Origin of the sequence: Paractinoplanes deccanensis, from assembly GCF_016862115.1 — a bacterium.
Classification (GTDB): domain Bacteria; phylum Actinomycetota; class Actinomycetes; order Mycobacteriales; family Micromonosporaceae; genus Actinoplanes; species Actinoplanes deccanensis.
Genome location: NZ_BOMI01000094.1, coordinates 1 through 19,295, shown reverse-complemented (window position 1 = coordinate 19,295; position 19,295 = coordinate 1). Strand labels below are relative to the sequence as shown.

Annotated in this window: 18 protein-coding genes and 1 pseudogene; 14 read left to right on the top strand and 5 right to left on the bottom strand. The window is 70.6% G+C overall.

Features of this window, described 5'->3' with window-relative positions; translation table 11 throughout:
• Position 1 precedes the first annotated feature (1 nt).
• A complete protein-coding gene (tkt, locus tag Ade02nite_RS24285; protein WP_203768214.1) occupies positions 2–2,134 on the bottom strand; it encodes a transketolase in 2,133 nt (710 codons plus the stop codon).
• A 260-nt stretch (positions 2,135–2,394) separates the two neighbouring features.
• On the opposite strand from tkt, the gene Ade02nite_RS24280 reads away from it, so the two are divergent.
• The 3 genes from Ade02nite_RS24280 (at position 2,395) to Ade02nite_RS24270 (ending at position 4,894) form a co-directional block, all read left to right on the top strand.
• On the top strand, positions 2,395–3,336 hold the full coding sequence (locus tag Ade02nite_RS24280) for a heme o synthase (RefSeq protein WP_203768310.1): 942 nt from the start codon (positions 2,395–2,397) through the stop codon (positions 3,334–3,336).
• Between the two features lie 321 nt (positions 3,337–3,657).
• Positions 3,658–3,951, top strand: coding sequence for a hypothetical protein (locus Ade02nite_RS24275; protein ID WP_203768207.1), 294 nt, complete (start codon positions 3,658–3,660; stop codon positions 3,949–3,951).
• Positions 3,952–3,991: 40 nt separating this feature from the next.
• Positions 3,992–4,894, top strand: a complete 903-nt coding sequence (locus Ade02nite_RS24270) for an ATP-grasp domain-containing protein (RefSeq protein ID WP_203768205.1) — start codon at positions 3,992–3,994, stop codon at positions 4,892–4,894.
• A 913-nt stretch (positions 4,895–5,807) separates the two neighbouring features.
• Here the strand turns inward: Ade02nite_RS24270 and Ade02nite_RS24265 are convergent.
• Entirely contained in the window at positions 5,808–6,827 is a 1,020-nt protein-coding gene (locus Ade02nite_RS24265) for a COX15/CtaA family protein (protein ID WP_203768203.1), read from the bottom strand.
• A gap of 107 nt (positions 6,828–6,934) precedes the next feature.
• On the opposite strand from Ade02nite_RS24265, the gene Ade02nite_RS24260 reads away from it, so the two are divergent.
• The 9 genes and pseudogenes from Ade02nite_RS24260 (at position 6,935) to Ade02nite_RS24220 (ending at position 14,162) form a co-directional block, all read left to right on the top strand.
• Positions 6,935–7,660, top strand: coding sequence for a helix-turn-helix transcriptional regulator (locus Ade02nite_RS24260; protein WP_203768201.1), 726 nt, complete (start codon positions 6,935–6,937; stop codon positions 7,658–7,660).
• The gene (gene sufB, locus Ade02nite_RS24255) at positions 7,657–9,078 is read left to right on the top strand and encodes a Fe-S cluster assembly protein SufB (protein WP_203768199.1); all 1,422 of its coding nucleotides are present in this window, start codon (positions 7,657–7,659) and stop codon (positions 9,076–9,078) included. Before Ade02nite_RS24260 ends, sufB begins: the two co-directional genes overlap by 4 nt.
• 48 nt (positions 9,079–9,126) lie before the next feature.
• Positions 9,127–10,254 (top strand): Fe-S cluster assembly protein SufD, encoded by a 1,128-nt coding sequence (gene sufD, locus Ade02nite_RS24250; protein WP_203768198.1) that lies wholly within the window; start codon positions 9,127–9,129, stop codon positions 10,252–10,254.
• A complete protein-coding gene (locus Ade02nite_RS24245; protein WP_203768196.1) occupies positions 10,251–10,583 on the top strand; it encodes a non-heme iron oxygenase ferredoxin subunit in 333 nt (110 codons plus the stop codon). The genes sufD and Ade02nite_RS24245 overlap by 4 nt, the downstream gene beginning before the upstream one ends.
• Positions 10,580–11,341 (top strand): Fe-S cluster assembly ATPase SufC, encoded by a 762-nt coding sequence (gene sufC / locus Ade02nite_RS24240; protein WP_203768194.1) that lies wholly within the window; start codon positions 10,580–10,582, stop codon positions 11,339–11,341. The genes Ade02nite_RS24245 and sufC overlap by 4 nt, the downstream gene beginning before the upstream one ends.
• 22 nt (positions 11,342–11,363) lie before the next feature.
• A complete protein-coding gene (locus Ade02nite_RS24235; RefSeq protein WP_203768192.1) occupies positions 11,364–12,593 on the top strand; it encodes an aminotransferase class V-fold PLP-dependent enzyme in 1,230 nt (409 codons plus the stop codon).
• Positions 12,593–13,048 carry a Fe-S cluster assembly sulfur transfer protein SufU gene (gene sufU / locus Ade02nite_RS24230; RefSeq protein ID WP_203768190.1) on the top strand — a complete coding sequence of 152 codons (456 nt, stop codon included), beginning with the start codon at positions 12,593–12,595 and terminating at the stop codon, positions 13,046–13,048. The genes Ade02nite_RS24235 and sufU overlap by 1 nt, the downstream gene beginning before the upstream one ends.
• Before the next feature lie 11 nt (positions 13,049–13,059).
• Positions 13,060–13,383 (top strand): annotated as a pseudogene (locus Ade02nite_RS24225) (metal-sulfur cluster assembly factor); the annotation flags it as partial.
• A 29-nt stretch (positions 13,384–13,412) separates the two neighbouring features.
• A complete protein-coding gene (locus Ade02nite_RS24220; protein WP_203768186.1) occupies positions 13,413–14,162 on the top strand; it encodes a maleylpyruvate isomerase family mycothiol-dependent enzyme in 750 nt (249 codons plus the stop codon).
• 238 nt (positions 14,163–14,400) lie between these two features.
• On the opposite strand, the gene Ade02nite_RS24215 is transcribed toward Ade02nite_RS24220, so the two are convergent.
• The 3 genes from Ade02nite_RS24215 to Ade02nite_RS24205 form a co-directional block, all read right to left on the bottom strand.
• Positions 14,401–15,519 (bottom strand): CPBP family intramembrane glutamic endopeptidase, encoded by a 1,119-nt coding sequence (locus Ade02nite_RS24215; RefSeq protein ID WP_203768184.1) that lies wholly within the window; start codon positions 15,517–15,519, stop codon positions 14,401–14,403.
• A gap of 55 nt (positions 15,520–15,574) precedes the next feature.
• Entirely contained in the window at positions 15,575–16,270 is a 696-nt protein-coding gene (locus tag Ade02nite_RS24210) for a histidine phosphatase family protein (protein ID WP_203768182.1), read from the bottom strand.
• A 167-nt stretch (positions 16,271–16,437) separates the two neighbouring features.
• On the bottom strand, positions 16,438–17,421 hold the full coding sequence (locus Ade02nite_RS24205) for a GlxA family transcriptional regulator (RefSeq protein ID WP_203768179.1): 984 nt from the start codon (positions 17,419–17,421) through the stop codon (positions 16,438–16,440).
• A 71-nt stretch (positions 17,422–17,492) separates the two neighbouring features.
• On the opposite strand from Ade02nite_RS24205, the gene Ade02nite_RS24200 reads away from it, so the two are divergent.
• Complete coding sequence (locus Ade02nite_RS24200) at positions 17,493–18,221, top strand: MBL fold metallo-hydrolase (RefSeq protein ID WP_203768178.1); 729 nt, start codon at positions 17,493–17,495, stop codon at positions 18,219–18,221.
• A gap of 378 nt (positions 18,222–18,599) precedes the next feature.
• Complete coding sequence (locus Ade02nite_RS24195) at positions 18,600–19,193, top strand: LysE family transporter (RefSeq protein WP_203768175.1); 594 nt, start codon at positions 18,600–18,602, stop codon at positions 19,191–19,193.
• Positions 19,194–19,295: the final 102 nt, after the last annotated feature.

Genomic DNA, 19,295 nt, shown 5'->3' with positions numbered 1-19,295 from the left:
CTCAGTTACCGGTCTTGTGACCGGTGATCTCGCCGACCTTGGCCAGGGCGGCGTTGGCCTTGGCCACCACGTTGTCCGCGGTGAACCCGAACTGCTCGAAGAGGATCTTGGCGGGGGCGCTCGCGCCGTAGTGCTCGATGCTCACGGGCTCGCCCGCCTCGCCCAGGATCCGGTCCCAGCTCTGCCGGATGCCGGCTTCCACCGTCACCCGGGCCTTGACGCCGCGCGGCAGCACCTGCTGCTGGTACGCGGTGTCCTGCTCGTAGAACCACTCGAGGCACGGCATCGATACCACGCGGGTCGGGGTGCCCTCGGCCTCCAGCCGCTCCTGCGCGGCGAGGCAGTACTGCACCTCGGAGCCGGTGCCGATGAGGATCACCTTGGGCTCGCCGCCGGACGCCTCGGACAGGATGTAGCCGCCCTTGAGCGTGCCCTCGGCCGACGCGTACTTGGTGCGGTCGATGGTCGGCAGGTTCTGCCGGGACAGCGCGAGGCCGGTGGGGCGGTCGGTGTGCTCGAGCGCGCCGCGCCAGGCGTACGCGGTCTCGTTGGCGTCGGCGGGGCGCACGACGTCGAGGCCGACGATGGCGCGCAGTGCGGACAGCGTCTCGATCGGCTGGTGGGTCGGGCCGTCCTCGCCGAGGCCGATGGAGTCGTGCGTCCACACGTAGATGACCGGCAGCTTCATCAGGGCGGAGAGGCGCACGGCGCCGCGCATGTAGTCGCTGAAGACCAGGAACGTGCCGCCGTACGGACGGGTGCGGCCGTTCGCCGTGATGCCGTTGAGGATCGAGCCCATGCCGTGCTCACGGATGCCGAAGTGCAGCGTGCGGCCGAACTCGTTGCCCGGGAAGGCCTTGGTCGCGTACTCCGACGGGATGAAGGACGGCTCGCCCTCCATCGTGGTGTTGTTGCTCTCGGCGAGGTCGGCCGAGCCGCCCCACAGCTCGGGCAGCACCGGGGCGAGCGCCTTGAGCACCTTGCCGGAGGCGGCGCGGGTGGCCAGGCCCTTCGGGTCGGCGGGGAACTCGGGCAGCGCCTTCTCCCAGCCCTCGGGCAGGGCGCGCTTGGAGAGCCGGTCGAACAGCTCCTTGCCCTCGGGGTTGCCCTTGGCCCACGCCTCGAACTTGGTGTCCCACTCGGCGTGCGCCGCCTTGCCGCGCTCGACCACCTGACGTGCGTGCGCGAGCACGTCGTCGGCGACCGCGAACGTCTCGTTCGGGTCGAAGCCGAGGATCTCCTTGGTCGCGGCGACCTCCTCGGCGCCCAGCGCCGAGCCGTGGATCTTGCCGGTGTTCTGCTTGTTCGGCGCGGGCCAGCCGATGATGGTGCGCAGCACGATGAAGGAGGGCTTGTCGGTGACCTTGTTGGCCTCGACGATCGCCTTGTAGAGCGCCTCGACGTCCTCGTGGTACTCGCTGCCCTGGGACGGGTCGCCCTTGCGCCAGTCGACGTGCTGGACGTGCCAGCCGTACGCGGCGTAGCGCGCGCCGACGTCCTCGTTCTTCGCGATCCGGGTGTCGTCCTCGATGGAGATCTCGTTGTCGTCGTAGATCACCGTGAGGTTGCCGAGCTTCTGCACGCCGGCGATGGCGCTCGACTCGTGGCTGACGCCCTCCTCGATGTCGCCGTCCGAGCACAGCACGTACACGTTGTGGTCGAACGGAGAGTCACCGGCCGGGGTCTCGGGGTCGAACAGGCCGCGCTCGCGGCGGGCGGCCATCGCCATGCCGACCGCGTTGCCGATGCCCTGGCCCAGCGGGCCGGTGGTGACCTCGACGCCGGGGGTGTGCCCGTACTCGGGGTGGCCCGGGGTCAGCGAGTCCCACTGCCGCAGCGAGGCGAGGTCGTCGATCGCCAGGCCGAAGCCGTTGAGGTAGAGCTGAATGTAGAGGGTGAGGCTGGAGTGCCCACAGGAGAGCACGAAGCGGTCGCGGCCGGCCCAGAGCGGATCGGTCGGGTCATGCCGCATGACCCGGTTGAACAGCAGGTATGCGGCCGGCGCGAGGCTCATCGCGGTACCGGGATGGCCGTTGCCGGATTTCTCGACGGCATCCATGGCCAGGACCCGGACAGTGTCCACCGCTTTGCGGTCGAGGTCGGACCAATTGAGAGCAGGATCAGTGGCAGCCACGTCGGTTGTGCTCCTCGGGCATGATTTTGGGAATCCCTTTTGAGCTTGACCCTATCCACTTGGGTTAAACCCTCGCCCGGGGAACGCCCGAGGCCCATACGCTGAGAGCGGACACGCCCCGTGTGACGCCGTGCACCTGGCAAGGGTCGCCAGAGCAGCGGAGATGGCTGAGCGTAGGCTGTCCGAGCGTGCCGCCGGCTGCAGCCGGCAACGGTCGTGAGTTGGCTAGTGCCGATGCCGGAAGGTGGCAGTCCGTGAGCATGATCACCGAGCGTCCCGTCGGAGGACGGGAGCTTGGCAGTCGGGAGCGCACCGCCGAGGCGACGCGTCGCGACCCCATCGCATTGTTCCGCGCCTACCTGGCGCTGACCAAGCCGCAGATCGTCGAGTTGCTGCTGGTGACGACGATCCCGGCGATGATCGTCGCCGCCAAGGGGTGGCCTGACCTGCGCACTCTTGCCGTGGTGCTGGTCGGCGGGGCGATGGCCGGCGGTGCCGCGAGCGCCCTGAACTGCTACATCGACCGCGACATCGACCAGGTGATGCGGCGCACGAAGCGGCGCCCGCTGCCGGCGAACAGCGTCACCCCGCGATCGGTGTTGATCTTTGGCTTGACGCTCGCCGTGATTTCCGTCGCCCTGATGGCCGTTTTCACCAACTGGCTCGCGACGGCCCTCACCGCGGCCGCGATCTTCTACTACGACGTCGTTTACACCCTCTGGCTCAAGCGCCGCACCCCCGCGAACACCTTCTGGGGCGGCATCTGCGGCTCCGCCCCGGTGATCATCGGCTGGGCCGCGGTCACGGGTGGCGTGGGCGCGCTGGGCTGGGCGCTTTTCGCCGTTGTCTTCTTTTGGCAGATGCCGCACTTCTACGCGCTCGCCATCAAGTACAAGGACGACTACGCCCGCGCCGGCGTCCCGATGCTGCCCGTGGTGCGCTCCGAGGCTCGCGTGAACTTCGAGATCGTGCTCTACACCGTGCTGACCGTGGCGGCGTCGCTCGCCGCCTGGCCGCTCGGGCTCGGGCCGATCTACGGCGCGACGGCCATCGCGACGGGTGTGGCGTTCCTCGCCGAGGCGTTCCTGTTGGTGAAGCGGTCCCGCGCCGGCGAGCCGGCCAAGCCGATGCGCCTGTTCCACTGGTCGATCACCTACCTCACGATCCTCTTCATCGCGGTGGCTGTGGACGCCCTTGTCTGATCTTTAAGAGCCGGTCTCGTTCTCGTCACGGGCGGGCGCACGGCAGCGAGGGCTGCCGGCGCCCGCCCGGCGCCGTTCCAGGCCCCTTCGGCACCGCTCGGCACGGCACCGCAGCGTCACCTGCGTCGCACAGCGCGCCCGAAATCATCCGATTTTTGGTTACGGTCAGTCGCCCAATAGATGGAAACCCGTTGATGGGTGCAAAACGGACGAAATAGCTCTATACCTATGTGTCCAGAAGTTAAACCCGCAGGTAATTCCCCTCACAAAACTCAACCTGGACTACTTGCTCTCTCAGAATCACTGCTTACGCTGCCCGTCATGGCTCAAGGTTCCGATACGACACTGACCGCGGGGATCAAGTCCTTCGCCGCCGGCCACGGTGGTGCCAAGGCGGTCATCGAGTACGTCGGCAAGCGTGGTGCCCGCATTGTCCTCGTCGGCCAGGACGGCGAGTGGTCCGACCAGTTCGCCGACGACACCAACGTCGCCCGCAAGGCGTGCGAGAGCGCCGGCGTCGAGGTGGAGAACGAGTGGGAGCGCGAGCTCATGGAGCAGATGCGCCCCAGCAACGACCTGTGGCGGTCGATGTCGCGCCGGAGCATGGCCCGGTAATGCGGTGTCGCGCCCGTGCGCGGCCCGGTAGAACAATCAAGTGACTTCCCCTATTCGTCCGGCGGCCCGGGAGAACTCCCGGGTCGCTCTCGTTACCTGTGAGCTCTTCCCCGACCTGTGGGAGGACGACTTCCCGCTCCGCGACTCCCTCCGCGAGCGCGGCGTCCACGTCGACGCCGTCAGCTGGGACGACGCGTCGGCCGACTGGGCGGCCTACGACCTCGTCGTGATCCGCTCCCCGTGGGACTACGTCCCGCGCCGCGACGCCTTCGTCGCCTGGGCACGCGCCCTGCCGCAGCTGCTCAACCCGGCCGACATCATCGAGTGGAACACCGACAAGCGCTACCTCGGCCGGCTGGCCGAGGCGGGCCTGCCGGTCACCCCGACCGACTTCGTCGCGCCGGGCCAGACCTGGACCCCACCGGCGTCGGGCGAGTGGGTCGTGAAGCCCACGGTCAGCGCCGGCAGCCAGGACACCGGCCGATACCAGCTCCCGGCCCAGCGCGACCTGGCCGAGGCCCACGTGGCCCGTCTCCTCGCGGCCGGCCGCACCGCGATGATCCAGCCCTACCTGGCCGCCGTGGACACCGTGGGCGAGACCGCGCTCATCTTCACCCCCGACGCCGGCGGCGAGCTGACCCTCAGCCACTCCATCCGCAAGGGCGCCATGCTGACCGGCCCCGACGAGGGCACGATCGACCCCGGCAGCGAGCAGATCACCCCGCGCACCCCCTCCCAGGCCGAGCTGGACGTGGCCAGCCGGGTGCTCGCCCATGTCCCCGGCGGCGCCGCGCGGCTGCTCTACGCCCGCGTCGACCTGATCCCGGGCCCCGACGGCGACCCTCTGCTGGTCGAACTGGAACTCGCCGAGCCCTCCCTCTTCCTGTCCGAGTCCCCGGGCGCCGCGACCCGCCTGGCCGACGCCATCGTCAGCCGCTTGTAGGCGCGTGGCCCGCTGTCTTGCTGTCGGAGTCCCGGGTGCCGGGACCGGTCTGGCTGACGCCATCGTCAGCCGTCTGTAGGCGCGCGGCCCGTGTAGGGGCCGCGCCGGGACGGGGCAGGTCCCGAGGCTTGGCTCGCGCTGCGGACGAAGTCGCACGGAGGCTGGAGTCGCCGACAAGGCTGCTGAGCGGCGCACGGATCCGAAGCGCCCTCCACGCAGCGCCGGCCGCGGTGGCGATGCGGACAGACAGCGCTCCGAAGCGGGTCTTTGTCGGCGGTCGCCTCGGGAGTAGACGACCGCCGCAGCTCTGTCGACGGTGTTCGTGCTGATTCACCACCTCCTTCGCGCTTGGGGGCGGCCGAGCGTGCGCCTCACGGATCGGCTCGGGGGCGCGCCGATCGCGCGAAGCCGCCGCCCGGCAGCGCCGTCAACGGCCGGCGCCGGGCCTGTCCCGGTCGGAGACCGGCCGCGGCGGGCGGGGGTGGTGTGCCTGGGGACTGTGGAACTCGTGGGGCTCGTGTGTGGCATGCGGGAAAGCCTGCCGGAGCGCGCCGATCAATGGCGGAGCGATTTCGTGCCTGTGGACGACACGCCGTTATCCACAGGGGGCGAATGAAGAGATGCTGGTCAGCGCGTTCGGTGAGTGACGGCAAACAAAAACCAGCGCCGGCCTCGGGAGGCGCGGCGCTGCGGGCAAGGAGCCCTCACCGCGATGGTGGGCCGATCGGGCGGTGGCGTCGACCAGGCTGGCCGCGTTGCGGGCCGACCGGATGGTGGCGTCGATCGGGCGACGGCGTCGACCGGGTGGGCCGGGCGGTGGGGGCGATTGGGCGGTGGCCGACCGGGTGGGCCGGGCGGTGGGGGCGATTGGGCGGTGGCCGACCGGGCGGGCCGGGCGGTGGGGCCGACCGGGTCAGCGCTGGGCGGGGACCGGCTCCCCGGTCGAGTCGGCCGAGGACGGCTCGGCGGTGGAGGAAGGCGCGGGCGAGGGGGAGCCGGCCTCCGCCTGTGGGGCGCCGGCCGGGTCCGTCGTGACGGTGGGGGTGGCGGTCTCCAGGGTGGGGCGCCGGCGCAGGGACCACCACACCGACAGGGTGCCCGTCCAGACCAGGCCCGCGCCGAGCATGTGGGCGCCGACCAGGATGACCGGCAGGTGGGTGAAGTACTGCACGAAGCCGATCAGGCCCTGGGCCAGCTCGATGACCAGCAGCAGCACGGCCGCGCGGACGGCCGTGCGGGGTGCGGACACCGCGCGCAGCGCGAAGATCAGGGCGATGGTGAGGCCGACCAGCAGGAAGACCACGTCGGCGTGGGCCTGGGAGACGGCGGCGGGGTCGAGGCCGTTGCGCTTCGCCTCCTCGTCGCCGGCGTGCGGGCCGCTGCCGGTCACCACGACGCCCATGGCGATCACGGCGACGCTGGCCACCGTCAGGATCGCCGCCAGGTGGCGCAGGGGGCGGGGGACCAGGTCGACCGGTTTGCCGTCGCCCTCGTACGTGCGCTTCCACAGGAAGTACGCCAGCGCGATCAGCGCGATCGAGAGCAGGAAGTGCAGGCCGACCACCCACGGGTTGAGGTCGGTGAGCACCGTGATGCCGCCGACCACGCCCTGGCCGGGGATGCCGGCCAGCACCGCGATGCTCAGCCACACGGTCGAGCGGCGGCGCGGCTTCTCCAGCAGCGCGGCCAGCACGCACAGGACGGCGAGCAGGCCGAGCACGAAGGTGAGCATGCGGTTGCCGAACTCGATGACGCCGTGCACGCCCATCTCGGCGGTCGTCGTGTAGGAGGCGTCGGTGCACTTCGGCCAGGTGGGGCAGCCGAGGCCCGAGCCGGTGAGACGGACCGCCGCACCGGTGACGATCAGCGCGATGTTGGCGATCAGGGACGCCAGGGCCAGAGGGCGCAGCGGAAGGAACCTCACCTCTGGCATCGTACGCAGGGATTTGATCTTGTTTTGACGCGCTCCTGGATGTCGGTGTGACAGATCACCGGGGCGTTGGTTTGCGGGCTCGTGACGAAATACGTAACGTTGCCGTAGTGAAAAACGAGGTGCTCATCCGGAACGGGGCGGTGGCGTCGGCCAGCGCTTCGGACGGCCGCACCCGTGACAGGGTCGCTCAGCTGCTGCTGGAGCGCGGTTCCGCCACCGCTGCCGAGCTGGGCGCCGAGCTCGGGCTGAGCCCCGCCGCCATCCGCAAGCACCTCGACGCCATGCTCGCCGACCGCCTCGTCGAGATCCGTGAGGTCCGCAACACGCGCCCGCGCGGCCGCGGGCGGCCCGCCAAGACGTTCGCCCTCACCACCGCTGCCCGGGAAAATCTGAACCCGCACTTCTACGACGGCATCGCGACGGCCGCGCTGCGCTGGATCGCCGACCACCACGGCGCCGAGGCCGTCTCCGCCTTCGCCGCGACCCAGGTCGTCGCGCTCGAGGAGCGGTGCCGGGCCGCCCTGCGCGAGGCCGGCGACGACCCGATCGCCAGGGCGGAGGCGCTCGCCGAGGCGCTCACCGCCGAGGGCTACGCTGCCAACGCGACCACGATCGCGTCCGGCGGCCAGCTGTGCCAGCACTCCTGTCCGGTGGCCCACGTGGCTGCCGAGTTTCCTCAGCTGTGCGACGCCGAGACCGAGGTCATTTCCCGCCTCATCGGCACCCACGTGCAGCGCCTCGCCACGATTGCCCACGGCGATGGGGTGTGCACCACGCACATTCCCTCGCCGGCGCGAGTAACCGACGCAACCACGGTTAGGACAGATACATGACCGACCAGATCGCTACCCAGGAAGAGCACCTCGCCGCCCTCGGCAAGTACGAGTACGGCTGGGCCGACTCGGACGTCGCCGGTGCCGCGGCGCAGCGTGGCCTGTCCGAGGCCGTGGTGCGCGACATCTCCGCGAAGAAGAACGAGCCGGAGTGGATGCTCAACCTCCGCCTCAAGGGCCTGCGCCTGTTCGACCGCAAGCCCATGCCGAACTGGGGCGCCGACCTCACCGGCATCGACTTCCAGAACATCAAGTACTTCGTGCGCTCGACCGAGAAGCAGGCCGCCAGCTGGGAGGACCTGCCCGAGGACATCAAGGCCACGTACGACAAGCTGGGCATCCCCGAGGCCGAGAAGCAGCGCCTCGTGGCCGGCGTGGCCGCGCAGTACGAGTCCGAGGTCGTCTACCACGCGATCCGTGAGGACCTCGAGGAGCAGGGCGTCGTCTTCCTCGACACCGACACCGCCCTCAAGGAGCACGAGGAGCTCTTCAAGGAGTACTTCGGCACCGTCATCCCGGTCGGCGACAACAAGTTCGCCGCGCTGAACACGTCGGTGTGGTCGGGTGGCTCCTTCATCTACGTGCCGAAGGGCGTGCACGTCGACATCCCGCTGCAGGCCTACTTCCGGATCAACACCGAGAACATGGGCCAGTTCGAGCGGACGCTGATCATCGCCGACGAGGGCTCGTACGTGCACTACGTCGAGGGCTGCACGGCGCCGATCTACTCGTCCGACTCCCTGCACTCCGCGGTCGTCGAGATCGTCGTCAAGAAGAACGCCCGGGTGCGCTACACGACCATCCAGAACTGGTCGAACAACGTCTACAACCTGGTCACCAAGCGCGCCACCTGCGAGGAGGGCGCGACCATGGAGTGGGTCGACGGCAACATCGGCTCCAAGGTGACCATGAAGTACCCGGCCGTCTACATGACCGGCGCGCACGCCAAGGGCGAGGTCCTCTCGATCGCGATGGCCGGCGAGGGCCAGCACCAGGACTCCGGCGCCAAGATGGTGCACGCCGCGCCGCACACGTCCTCGACGATCGTCTCCAAGTCGATCGCGCGTGGCGGTGGCCGCACCTCGTACCGCGGCCTCGTGCAGGTCCTCGAGGGCTCGTCGAGCTCCAAGAGCACGGTCAAGTGCGACGCACTCCTTGTCGACACCGTCTCCCGTTCGGACACCTACCCTTACGTCGACATCCGTGAGGACGACGTGGCGATGGGGCACGAGGCGACGGTTTCCAAGGTCAGCGAGGACCAGCTCTTCTACCTGATGAGCCGGGGTCTCACCGAGGACGAGGCGATGGCGATGATCGTGCGCGGCTTCATCGAGCCGATCGCCAAGGAGCTCCCGATGGAGTACGCGCTGGAGCTCAACCGCCTGATCGAGCTGCAGATGGAGGGCGCCGTCGGCTGACGGCGGTCAAAGAGTCGGCGAGAGCACGCAGAGACGATTAAGGAAGACATGACTACCGAGGCCATCGCCCCGCCGAGCACCAAGTCGCAGGTGCTGCGCTCCTTCGACGTCAACGACTTCCCGGCCGTCAACGGCCTGGAGGAGGAGTGGCGCTTCACCCCCATCAAGCGCCTCGGCGCGCTGATCAAAGCGACCGAGCTCACCGGTGTGGCTCCCGCGTTCGAGCACGGCGACCTGCCCGTCGGCGTGTCCGTGCGTGAGCTGGACAAGGCCGACGCCATCCTGACGCCGTTCGACCGGGTCAGCGCCCTCGCGTACGGCTCGGCCGCCCACGTGACGCAGATCGACGTCGCGACGGAGACCGAGCTCGCCGACCCGGTGGTCATCCGGGTCGTGGGCAAGGGCGGCGACGCGGCGGCGGCCCGTACGGTCGTGAAGGTCGGCGCGTTCTCGAAGCTCACGCTGATCCTCGAGCAGGTCGGCACGGCCACCCTCGCCGACAACATCGAGGTCGTGATCGGCGACAGCGCGCAGCTGACCTTCGTCACGCTGGCCGAGTGGGACGCCGGCACGGTGCAGGCCCAGCACGTGAAGTTCCGGGTCGGCAAGGACGCCCGGGTGCAGCACGTGCAGGTGGCGCTCGGCGGCGACCTGGTCCGGCAGTTCACCAGCGTGGAGTACGCGGGCCGCGGCGGCGACGCCGAGCTGTGGGGCCTCTACTTCTCCGACGCCGGCCAGCACTTCGAGCACCGGCAGCTGGTCGACCACGCCGTTCCGGACTGCCGCAGCTACGTGGGCTACCGCGGCGCGCTTCAGGGCGCCTCGGCGCAGACCGTCTGGGTCGGCGACGTGCTGATCCGCGCGGCGGCGACCGGCACCGACACGTACGAGATCAACCGGAACCTGATCCTCACCGACGGGGCCATCGCCCACTCCGTGCCCAACCTCGAGATCGAGACGGGTGAGATCGTCGGCGCCGGCCACGCGAGCGCGACCGGCCGCTTCGACGAGGAGCAGCTGTTCTACCTGATGGCCCGCGGCATTCCGGAGAACGAGGCGCGCAAGCTCGTGGTCCGCGGCTTCTTCGCCGAGCTGATCAACAAGATCCCGTCCGAGGAGCTCCGCGAGCGCCTGGGCGACGTGATCGAGAGCCGTCTGGCCGAGGTCGGGGCGTGAGCTTCGAACTGGTCGGCCCGGCCGCCGACATCGGCAAGGGCGAAGTGATCTCGGTGGAGCTCGACGGCACCGAGATCGCGGTCGTGCACGCCGACGACGACAACTTCTATGCCGTACGGGATGAGTGCAGCCACGCCTCGGTGGCCCTGTCGGAGGGCGAGATCGAGGGCTGCACGCTCGAGTGCTGGCTGCACGGCTCCCGGTTCGACCTGCGCACCGGCGAGCCCAGCGGGCCGCCCGCCTTCGAGCCGGTGGCGACCTTCCCCGTCGAGATCCGCGACGGCGACATCTATGTATCGACTATCCCGAGCAATGGAGTAAACCCGTGAGCACCCTGGAGATCCGCGACCTGCAGGTGTCGGTCAAGCTGCCCGAGGGCGAGCTGAAGCCGATTCTGGCCGGGGTCGACCTCACCGTGAAGTCGGGCGAGACCCACGCCATCATGGGTCCGAACGGTTCGGGCAAGTCGACGCTGGCCTACTCCATCGCGGGCCACCCGAAGTACGAGATCACCGGCGGCACGGTGCACCTCGACGGCGAGAACGTGCTGGACATGACCGTCGACGAGCGCGCTCGGGCGGGTCTGTTCCTGGCGATGCAGTACCCGGTCGAGGTGCCCGGCGTCTCGGTCGCCAACTTCCTGCGTACCGCCAAGACCGCCATCGACGGCGAGGCGCCGAAGCTGCGGACGTGGGCCGGCGAGCTGCGTGGCGCCATGGAGAAGCTCCAGATGGACCCGTCGTTCGCCCAGCGCAACGTCAACGAGGGCTTCTCCGGCGGTGAGAAGAAGCGGCACGAGATCATGCAGCTCGAGCTGCTCAAGCCCAAGATGGCGATCCTCGACGAGACCGACTCCGGCCTCGACATCGACGCGCTGCGCATCGTGAGCGAGGGCGTCAACCGGGTGCGCGAGACCGGCGACACCGGCCTGCTGCTGATCACCCACTACACCCGCATCCTGCGCTACATCAAGCCGGACTTCGTGCACGTCTTCGTCGCCGGCAAGATCGTCCAGGAGGGCGGCCCCGAGCTGGCCGAGCAGCTGGAAGCCGAGGGATACGAGCGCTACGTCGGCACCCGCGTCTGATCTTTTTACCCTGGAGAGAACGATGACGTTCGACGTGGCCCGGGTCCGAGCCGACTTCCCGATCCTCTCGCGGGAGGTCAACGGCCACCCGCTGGTCTATCTGGACAGCGCCAACACCTCGCAGAAACCTCGTCAGGTGCTGGAGGTCATGCGCGAGCACAACGAGCGGCACAACGGCAACGTGTCCCGCTCGGTGCACACGCTCGGCACCGAGGCCACGTCGGCGTACGAGGAGGCCCGCGGCAAGATCGCGGCCTTCGTCGGCGCGACGAACCCCGACGAGATCGTCTTCACGAAGAACTCCACCGAGGCGATCAACCTGGTCGCGCACTCGCTCGGCCGGCACCTGAGCCTGAAGCCGGGCGACGAGGTGGTGATCTCCGAGATGGAGCATCACTCCAACATCGTTCCCTGGCAACTGCTCTGCGAGCGTACGGGTGCCACGCTCCGCTGGTTCGGCGTGACCGACGACGGCCGGCTCGACGAGTCCGCGCTCGAGTCGCTGATCAACGAGCGCACGAAGATCGTGTCGCTGGTGCACATGTCGAACACGCTGGGCACGATCAACGACGTGGCCGCGATCGCCGAGCGGGCCCGCTCGTTCGGCGCGCTCGTGATGCTGGACTGCTCGCAGTCGGTGCCGCACCTGCCGGTCGACGTGCGCACGCTCGGCGCCGACTTCATCGCTTTCACCGGCCACAAGATGCTCGGGCCGACCGGCATCGGCGTGCTCTGGGGCCGCTACGAGCTGCTCGCCGAGATGCCGCCGTTCCTCGCCGGCGGCTCGATGATCGAGACCGTGACGATGGCGCGCACCACGTACGCTCCGCCGCCCGCCCGCTTCGAGGCCGGCACCCCGCCGATCGCCGAGGCCATCGGGCTGGGCGCGGCCGTGGACTACCTCAACGCGCTCGGCATGGACGCGGTGCACCGCCACGAGCAGGACATCACCTCGTACGCCCTCAAGGTCCTGGCGGACGTGCCCGGTGTGCGCCTGTTCGGCCCGACCACCCCCGAAGGCCGCGGCGGCACGCTCTCGTTCGACGTCGACGGCGTGCACCCGCACGACGTGGGCCAGGTCCTCGACGCGCTCGGCGTGGAGGTGCGGGTCGGTCATCACTGCGCCAAGCCGGTCTGCGCCCGCTTCGGCGTGCCGGCGATGACGCGGGCGTCGTTCTACCTCTACACGACCACGGACGAGATAGACGCGCTCGCCCGCGGCCTCGACCAGGTGCGGAAGGTGTTCGCCTGATGATGCTGGACGGGCTCTACCAGGAGATCATCCTGGATCACTACAAGCACCCGCACGGGCGCGGCCTGCGCGACCCGTTCGACGGGGAGGCGCACCACGTCAACCCCACGTGCGGCGACGAGATCACCGTGCGGGTCTCCGCCGACTTCTCGGACATCTCGTACGACGGTCTGGGCTGCTCGATCAGCCAGGCGTCCGCGTCGGTGCTGCACGAGCTGCTGCGGGGACGCGACGCCGACGAGATCGCGGGAATCCACGAGGCGTTCGTGACGCTGATGCAGGGGCGCGGACAGGTCGAACCCGACGAGGACGTGCTCGGGGACGCGGTGGCTTTCGCCGGAGTGGCGAAGTTTCCGGCTCGGGTCAAATGTGCGCTGCTGCCGTGGATGGCGTTCAAGGACGCCGCGGCGCGCGCCGGTGTGGATGTGGGCGCTGCCCCGGAGGTGAAGGCATGACGGACGTCTCAAAGGCATCGATCGCCGATATCGAAGAGGCGATGAAGGACGTTGTCGACCCCGAGCTGGGGATCAACGTGGTCGACCTGGGACTGGTCTACGGCACGCACGTGGACGACGACAACGTGGCCACGCTGGACATGACGCTGACGTCGGCGGCCTGCCCGCTGACCGACGTGATCGAGGACCAGACCCGCACGGCGCTGATGTCCGGCCCCGGCGGCGGCCTGGTCTCGGACTTCCGGATCAACTGGGTGTGGCTCCCGCCGTGGGGCCCCGACAAGATCACGGACGACGGGCGCGAGCAGCTGCGGGCTCTCGGCTTCAACGTCTGATTGTCGTACCCGGCTGATAGAAACCGGGTATGACACCACCCTACGAAGAGCTCCTGTCCCTCATCGACGACCGGTCGGCGGCCCTGCGCGAAGCGGTGGCCGCCGCGCCGGATCGCGACGCCCGGGTGCCTGGCTGTCCCGACTGGACATTGACCGATCTGGCAGCACATCTCGGCGCCGTCCACCGCTTCTGGGCGGGCGCCGTCACCATGGCCGACCCGACGGGCCCACCGGGCGACGCCGAGGTCGGCGACCAACTGCCCCACGGCGACCTGGTGGCATGGTCCGCCGAGTCGGCGCGGCTGCTGCTCTCCGCGCTGCGAGCGGCCCGGCCCGATACACCGGTGTGGGCCTGGTGGGCTGCCTCCGGCACACCGTTGACCGCGGCCGCGGTGGCGCGCCATCAGGTGCAGGAGGCGGCGGTGCACGCCTTCGACGCACAGGAGACGATCGGCAAGCCCGAGCCGCTGCCCGCCGCGGTCGCCGTCGATGGGGTGGCCGAGTTCCTGTCGGTCGGCCTCGCCTCGTCGGGGGAGTGGCCCCACCGCCCGGCGCGCATCGCCTTCGCGGTCATCGGCGGCCCCGTCTTCACCGTCGATCTTTCCCCCGCGGGGGTACGCCTCGACCCCGCCGCCGGCGGCGATCCGGTGGCCACGGTGCACGGCTCGGCGAGCGATCTGGTGCTGGCACTCTACGGGCGCGTGCCGTTCGACAACCTGCGCGTCGACGGTGATCGGGGGGTGCTGACGGAGCTCCAGAGCTTCGTCGACAACGACTGAGCGGGCTTCGCGCGCTTGGCGCCTTTACTCGTCTGGTGCGGGCTTGCCTTTACGCGTCTGGCATCTTGCACGCGTCTGGCGCCTTTGCGCGTCTGGCGCCTGTGCGCGTCTGGCGCCTTTACGCGTCTGGCATCTTGCACGCGTCTGGCGCCTTTGCGCGTCTGGCGCCTGTGCGCGTCTGGCGCCTGTGCGCGTCTGGCGCCTGTGCGCGTCTGGCGCCTTTGGGCGCCTGGCCCCTTTACGCGCCTGGTGCCGGCCGTCGGATCGTCGGGAACGTGATCGGCGGCGTGGGGCCCGGCACGATCGGCACGATCGCGGGGGACGGTTCCGGTTGCGCGTCTTTCGAAGCAGTCAGCGTGGGGTGCGCCGGCTTCGCTTCCGCGTCGTCGCCTGTGTGCCGGCCGCCGGGGTCGGTGGGGCCGGCCGGCGTGGGCTGGGCTGTCGCGCTCGGCACGATAGAGGAGGCGCCGGTCCTGTCCGCTTGAGCCAGGGCGGGCTCGGCCTGGGCAGTCACGAGGTGGGCCTTGGCGTTGGTGAGCGTCGGCTGGGCTTCGGGGGCTACTGCGGCAGTTGAGTGGGTCTCGGGGGCGGTCGCTACGGGGGCGGGGGCCGACTGGGTTTCGGGGGAAGGCTGGGATGGCTCCGGGCGGAGCGGCGGTGGGGGGATGAGGAAGAAGGCGATCAGGTCGAAGACGACGTGGAGGACGATCGCGGGGAGGAGGCTGCCCGACAGGAGGGTGACGCCCGTGAAGACCGCGCCGAGGAACGCGGCGCTGTAGACGCCCTGGGCACCCTGGTAGAGGTGGCCGGCGGCGAACAGGGCGATGCCGGCCGCGGCGGCGACCGCGAGTGGCAGGTCGAGGAAGAGCACGCCGGCGGCCAGGAACAGGCCGCGGTGGACGACCTCCTCGGTGATGCCGGCGGTGACCGCCACCGCGGCGGCCAGGCGGCGCTCCCGGGGAGTGCGTGGATAGGCCGCGGCGGCCCGGTCGCGCGCGGGGCTGCTCGCTCCGGCCAGGACCATCCGGCGCGCCCGGATGCCGTTGCGCACCAAGGCGCCGAGCGCCAGCGCGGTGAGCACCCAGGCGATGATCACGGCGCCGGGCAGCGTCCGGCCGCCGACGCCGCCGCCCGACCAGGCGAGACCGAGGCTGCCGAAGGTCAGGTCCGAGCTGTCGACCACCGCGAGGAACGCGATGAAGACCATCATCCAGCCGCCGAGAAGGAAGCGGCGGTAGAACCAGACCCTGCCCTTCGCCTCCACCTGAGCCATCGCCCGGCCCGGGCGTATGACGTTGTCGGCCACGTCGATCAGCAGACCGAGGACCAGCAGCGCGACGAGCAGTTCGGCAAGCACGATCGAAGATCATGACGATCGTGCGGGTGCGCGGCAACCTCCGTTCGGCTGGGTCTCAGCCCTGCGGCAGGTGGTCGACCGAGTTGTAATAGGCGAGCTCGAGGCGGCCGTCCACGGCGACGAAGCGGGAGAGCGACGCGTTGCGGACGTTTCCGGCCGCGCGCTCGGCGGCGACGACCCCGTCCCAGTCGAGCTTCTCGATGACGGCCCGCATCATCAGCACGACGGCGTCGTGGGCGACCACGATGACGCGTTCGCCGTCGTGGTCGCGGTTGAGGTCGTCCAGGAACGCGCCGAGCCGCACCTCGATGTCGGCGAACGACTCGCCGTTCGGCGGGGCGTAGCGGTATTCGCCCGCGTCCGAGCGGCGCCTCGCCTCGTCGGGGAAACGCTGGGCGACGGCGGCGCGGGTGAGCATCTCCAGATCGCCGAGCAGCCGGTCGACCAGCCGGTCGTCGGTGGTGGGCGCGGGCAGCTCGACCCCGGACGCCTCCGCCGCCAGCCGCCACGTCTCACGCGCCCGCAGGTACGGCGAGGTGATCACGACCTGGGGCCGCTCGCCCTCGGGCAACTGGCCCAGCCACTCGCCGAGCGCGGCGGCCTGCTGCTCGCCCAACTCGGTCAGGGGCACCTCGGCGTCGCGGCCGCTCACCTCCGCCTCCAGCAGCCCCTCCGCGTCGGCGGCCGGAAAAGCGACGTTGGCCAGGCTCTGCCCGTGCCGGACAAGGACAAGTTCGGCAACCACACCCATGATCGAAACCCTATCCGCGCCCGCCCGATCCCGCGACCACGGCCGCACCGGCCCCCGGAGCTCCGAGCGGGGCGGCGCGTCGAGCGGATGGGGTCGGCCGCTCTGGGCGTTGCGGGTGCCGCGGGGAGTGCGGGCGGTCAGGAGCGGAGGAGTGGACGGCGGCGCGCTCAGGGGGTGTGGGGCTCGGGCGTGCGGAAGCTGTCGCGGTAGGACTGGGGTGGGACGCCGACCATGCGGCGGAAGTGGGGGCGCATGGCGACGCCGTCGGTGAAGCCGCTGGCCCGGGCCACGGCGTTCATCGGCAGGTCGGTGGTGGACAGGACGTGCTGGGCGCGCAGGACCCGCTGGTGGAGCAGCCACTGCAGCGGGGAGCTGCCGGCGGTCTCGCGGAAGCGGCGGTCGAAGCTTCGGCGGCTCAGGCGCGCGGCCGCGGCGAGGCGGTCGATGTCGAGGCCGGTGTCGTCGAGGTGCTCCAGCGCGTACCGCATGGCCGTGGTGATCGGATCGTCGTCGGCCATCGGCGGGACGGGCTGCTCGACGAACTGGGCCTGGCCGCCGGCGCGCTGCGGGGCCACGACGAGGGCGCGGGCGGTGGCGTTGGCGACCGCCGGGCCGTGCTCGCGGCGCAACAGGTGCAGGCAGGCGTCGAGGCCCGCGGCGCTGCCCGCGCTGGTGATGACGGGGCCCTCGTCGACGAAGAGCGCGTCGTGCACCACGTCGACGCGCGGGAAGCGGGCGGCGAACTCGGGCAGGCACACCCAGTGGGTGGTGGCGCGGCGCCCATCCAGCAGGCCCGCCTCGGCCAGCACGAAGGCGCCCAGGCACAGGCCGACGACGGTGGCGCCTTCCTCGTACGCCCGGCGCAGGGAGGCCAGGACGGGCGCGGCGACCGGGGGACCGCCGGGACGGCGCCACCCCGGAACGATGACCACACCGGCCCGGTCGAGGGCAGCGAGCGGATGCGGCGCGTGCAGGGCTATGCCGCCGGTGGTGGCGAGCGGGCCGGGACGCTCGCCGGCGGTCAGCAGCTCGAAGGTGGGGCCGCCGCGCGGGCCGTGGTCGATTTCGAAGACGCGGGGCGCGACCGCCACCTCGAGGATCGACGCGCCGTCGCCGATGAGGACGCCTATCGTCGTACGGCCTCGGGTCATGGCTTGAATTTATCGCACAATGGCTTTCCAGCCACTGCCGCGTGCCGGGGGAGACGGCGAGAGTGAGAGCCATGGATTTCCGTGGCTTCGGTGGCCCCACCGTGACGTTCCGGCTCGGCGGCCTCACCTTCATGACCGACCCGACCTTCGACGAGCCGGGCGACTATCCGATCGGCGACCGCACCCTCACCAAGACCGCCCCCGCGTCCGCGCCCGCCGAGGCCGCCGGCCAGGTCGACGTCGTGCTGCTCTCCCACGACCAGCACCCCGACAACCTCGACCGGTCCGGGCGCGCGTTCGCCACGGCGGCGCCGCTGATCCTCACCGAGCCCACCGGCGCCCAGCGGCTCGGCCCGCCCGCCATCGGCTTGGACCCTTGGCAGAGCAAGACCGTCGGAGCCGTACGAGTCACAGCGGTCCCCGCCCAGCACGGCCCCGACGGCACCGAGCACCTGGTCGGCCCGGTCACCGGCTTCGTGCTGGAGGCCGAGCAGACCGTCTACGTCAGCGGCGACAACGCCTCCCTCGACGTGGTCCGCGAGATCGCCGCCCGCTTCCCGGCCATCGACGTCGCCGTCCTCTTCGGCGGCGCGGCCCGCACCCCGCTGGTCGGCGACCACAACCTCACCATCGGCGCAGCCGAGATGGCCGAGGCAGCCCAGATCCTCGGCGCCACGACGGTGGTGCCGGCCCACATCGACAGCTGGGCGCACTTCACCGAGGGCATTGACCAGGTGCGGGCTGCCTTTGCCGCGGCGGGCTTGGCGGACCGCCTGCGCGAGCCTGAACCGGCCAAGTAGCGAGGCGCCGCCTACAGCGGCCGCCGCCCACAGCAGCCGCCGCCCACAGCAGCCGCCGCCCACAGCACCCGCCACCACAGCACCCGCCCTCCCAGGGGGGCCACCGCCCTACAGCGCCATTGTCGCGGAACCGCGGAATTTCGCGCCTGGCCCTGTGGATAGCCGGCACTGTGGATAACCCGCACTGTGGATAACCCGCACTGTGGATAGCCGCGCGTGGCCGTCGGGTAATTCGGTCGCGGTCCGGGGGCCGGCCGCGCATCATTGCGGCGTGACCAAGCCGATTGCCTTCCTCGCTGTCTCTGTCGCGCCGGCCGATCGGGCTGGGCGTAAGCAGCAGCGTGGGCTCCGGGGAACGGCGGTCCTGCTTCCGCGGTCATGAGCGCCTCGTTCCTGGCCGGGCTCGTCGCCGGCTATGGGGTGGCGCTGCCCATGGGGGCCATCGGGGTGCTCATCGCGGGGCTGAGCGCGCGCGTCTCGCTGCGCGTCGGTGCGGCTGCGGGGCTCGGGGCGGCCACCGCCGACGGGGTGTTCGCGGCGATCGCGGTGATCGGGGGAGCGGCGGTCGCGGCGCTCATCGAGCCGATCGCGGGGCCGTTGCGGTGGGTGGCGGCGGCGGTTCTGCTGGTGTTGGCGGCGATCACGGCACGGGGTGCGTTCCGGGCGCCGGGCGAGCGGGAGCAGCGGGCGGCCACACCGGTGCGGGCGTACGCGGGCGTGCTGGGTCTGACGCTTCTCAACCCGGCGACGGTGATCTATTTTGCGGCGCTGGTGCTCGGTAAGGGTGGCGAGGGTGGCGGGGCCTGGTTCGTGACGGGGGTCTTCCTGGCGTCGGCGAGCTGGCAACTGCTGATCGCGGGCGGCGGCTCCCTAATCGGGCGGTGGCTGACCGGCGAGCGCGGCCGGGTGATCACGGCCCTGGTCTCCAGCGCCGTGATCGCGGTGCTCGCCATCAAGCTTCTCGCCGGCTGAGCTGTGGGCGCCGTCAAGCTTCTAGCCGGCTGAGCTGTGGGCGCCGTCAAGCACTTGCCACCTGAGCTGTGGGCGCCGTCAAGCATCGGACGGCTGAGCTGT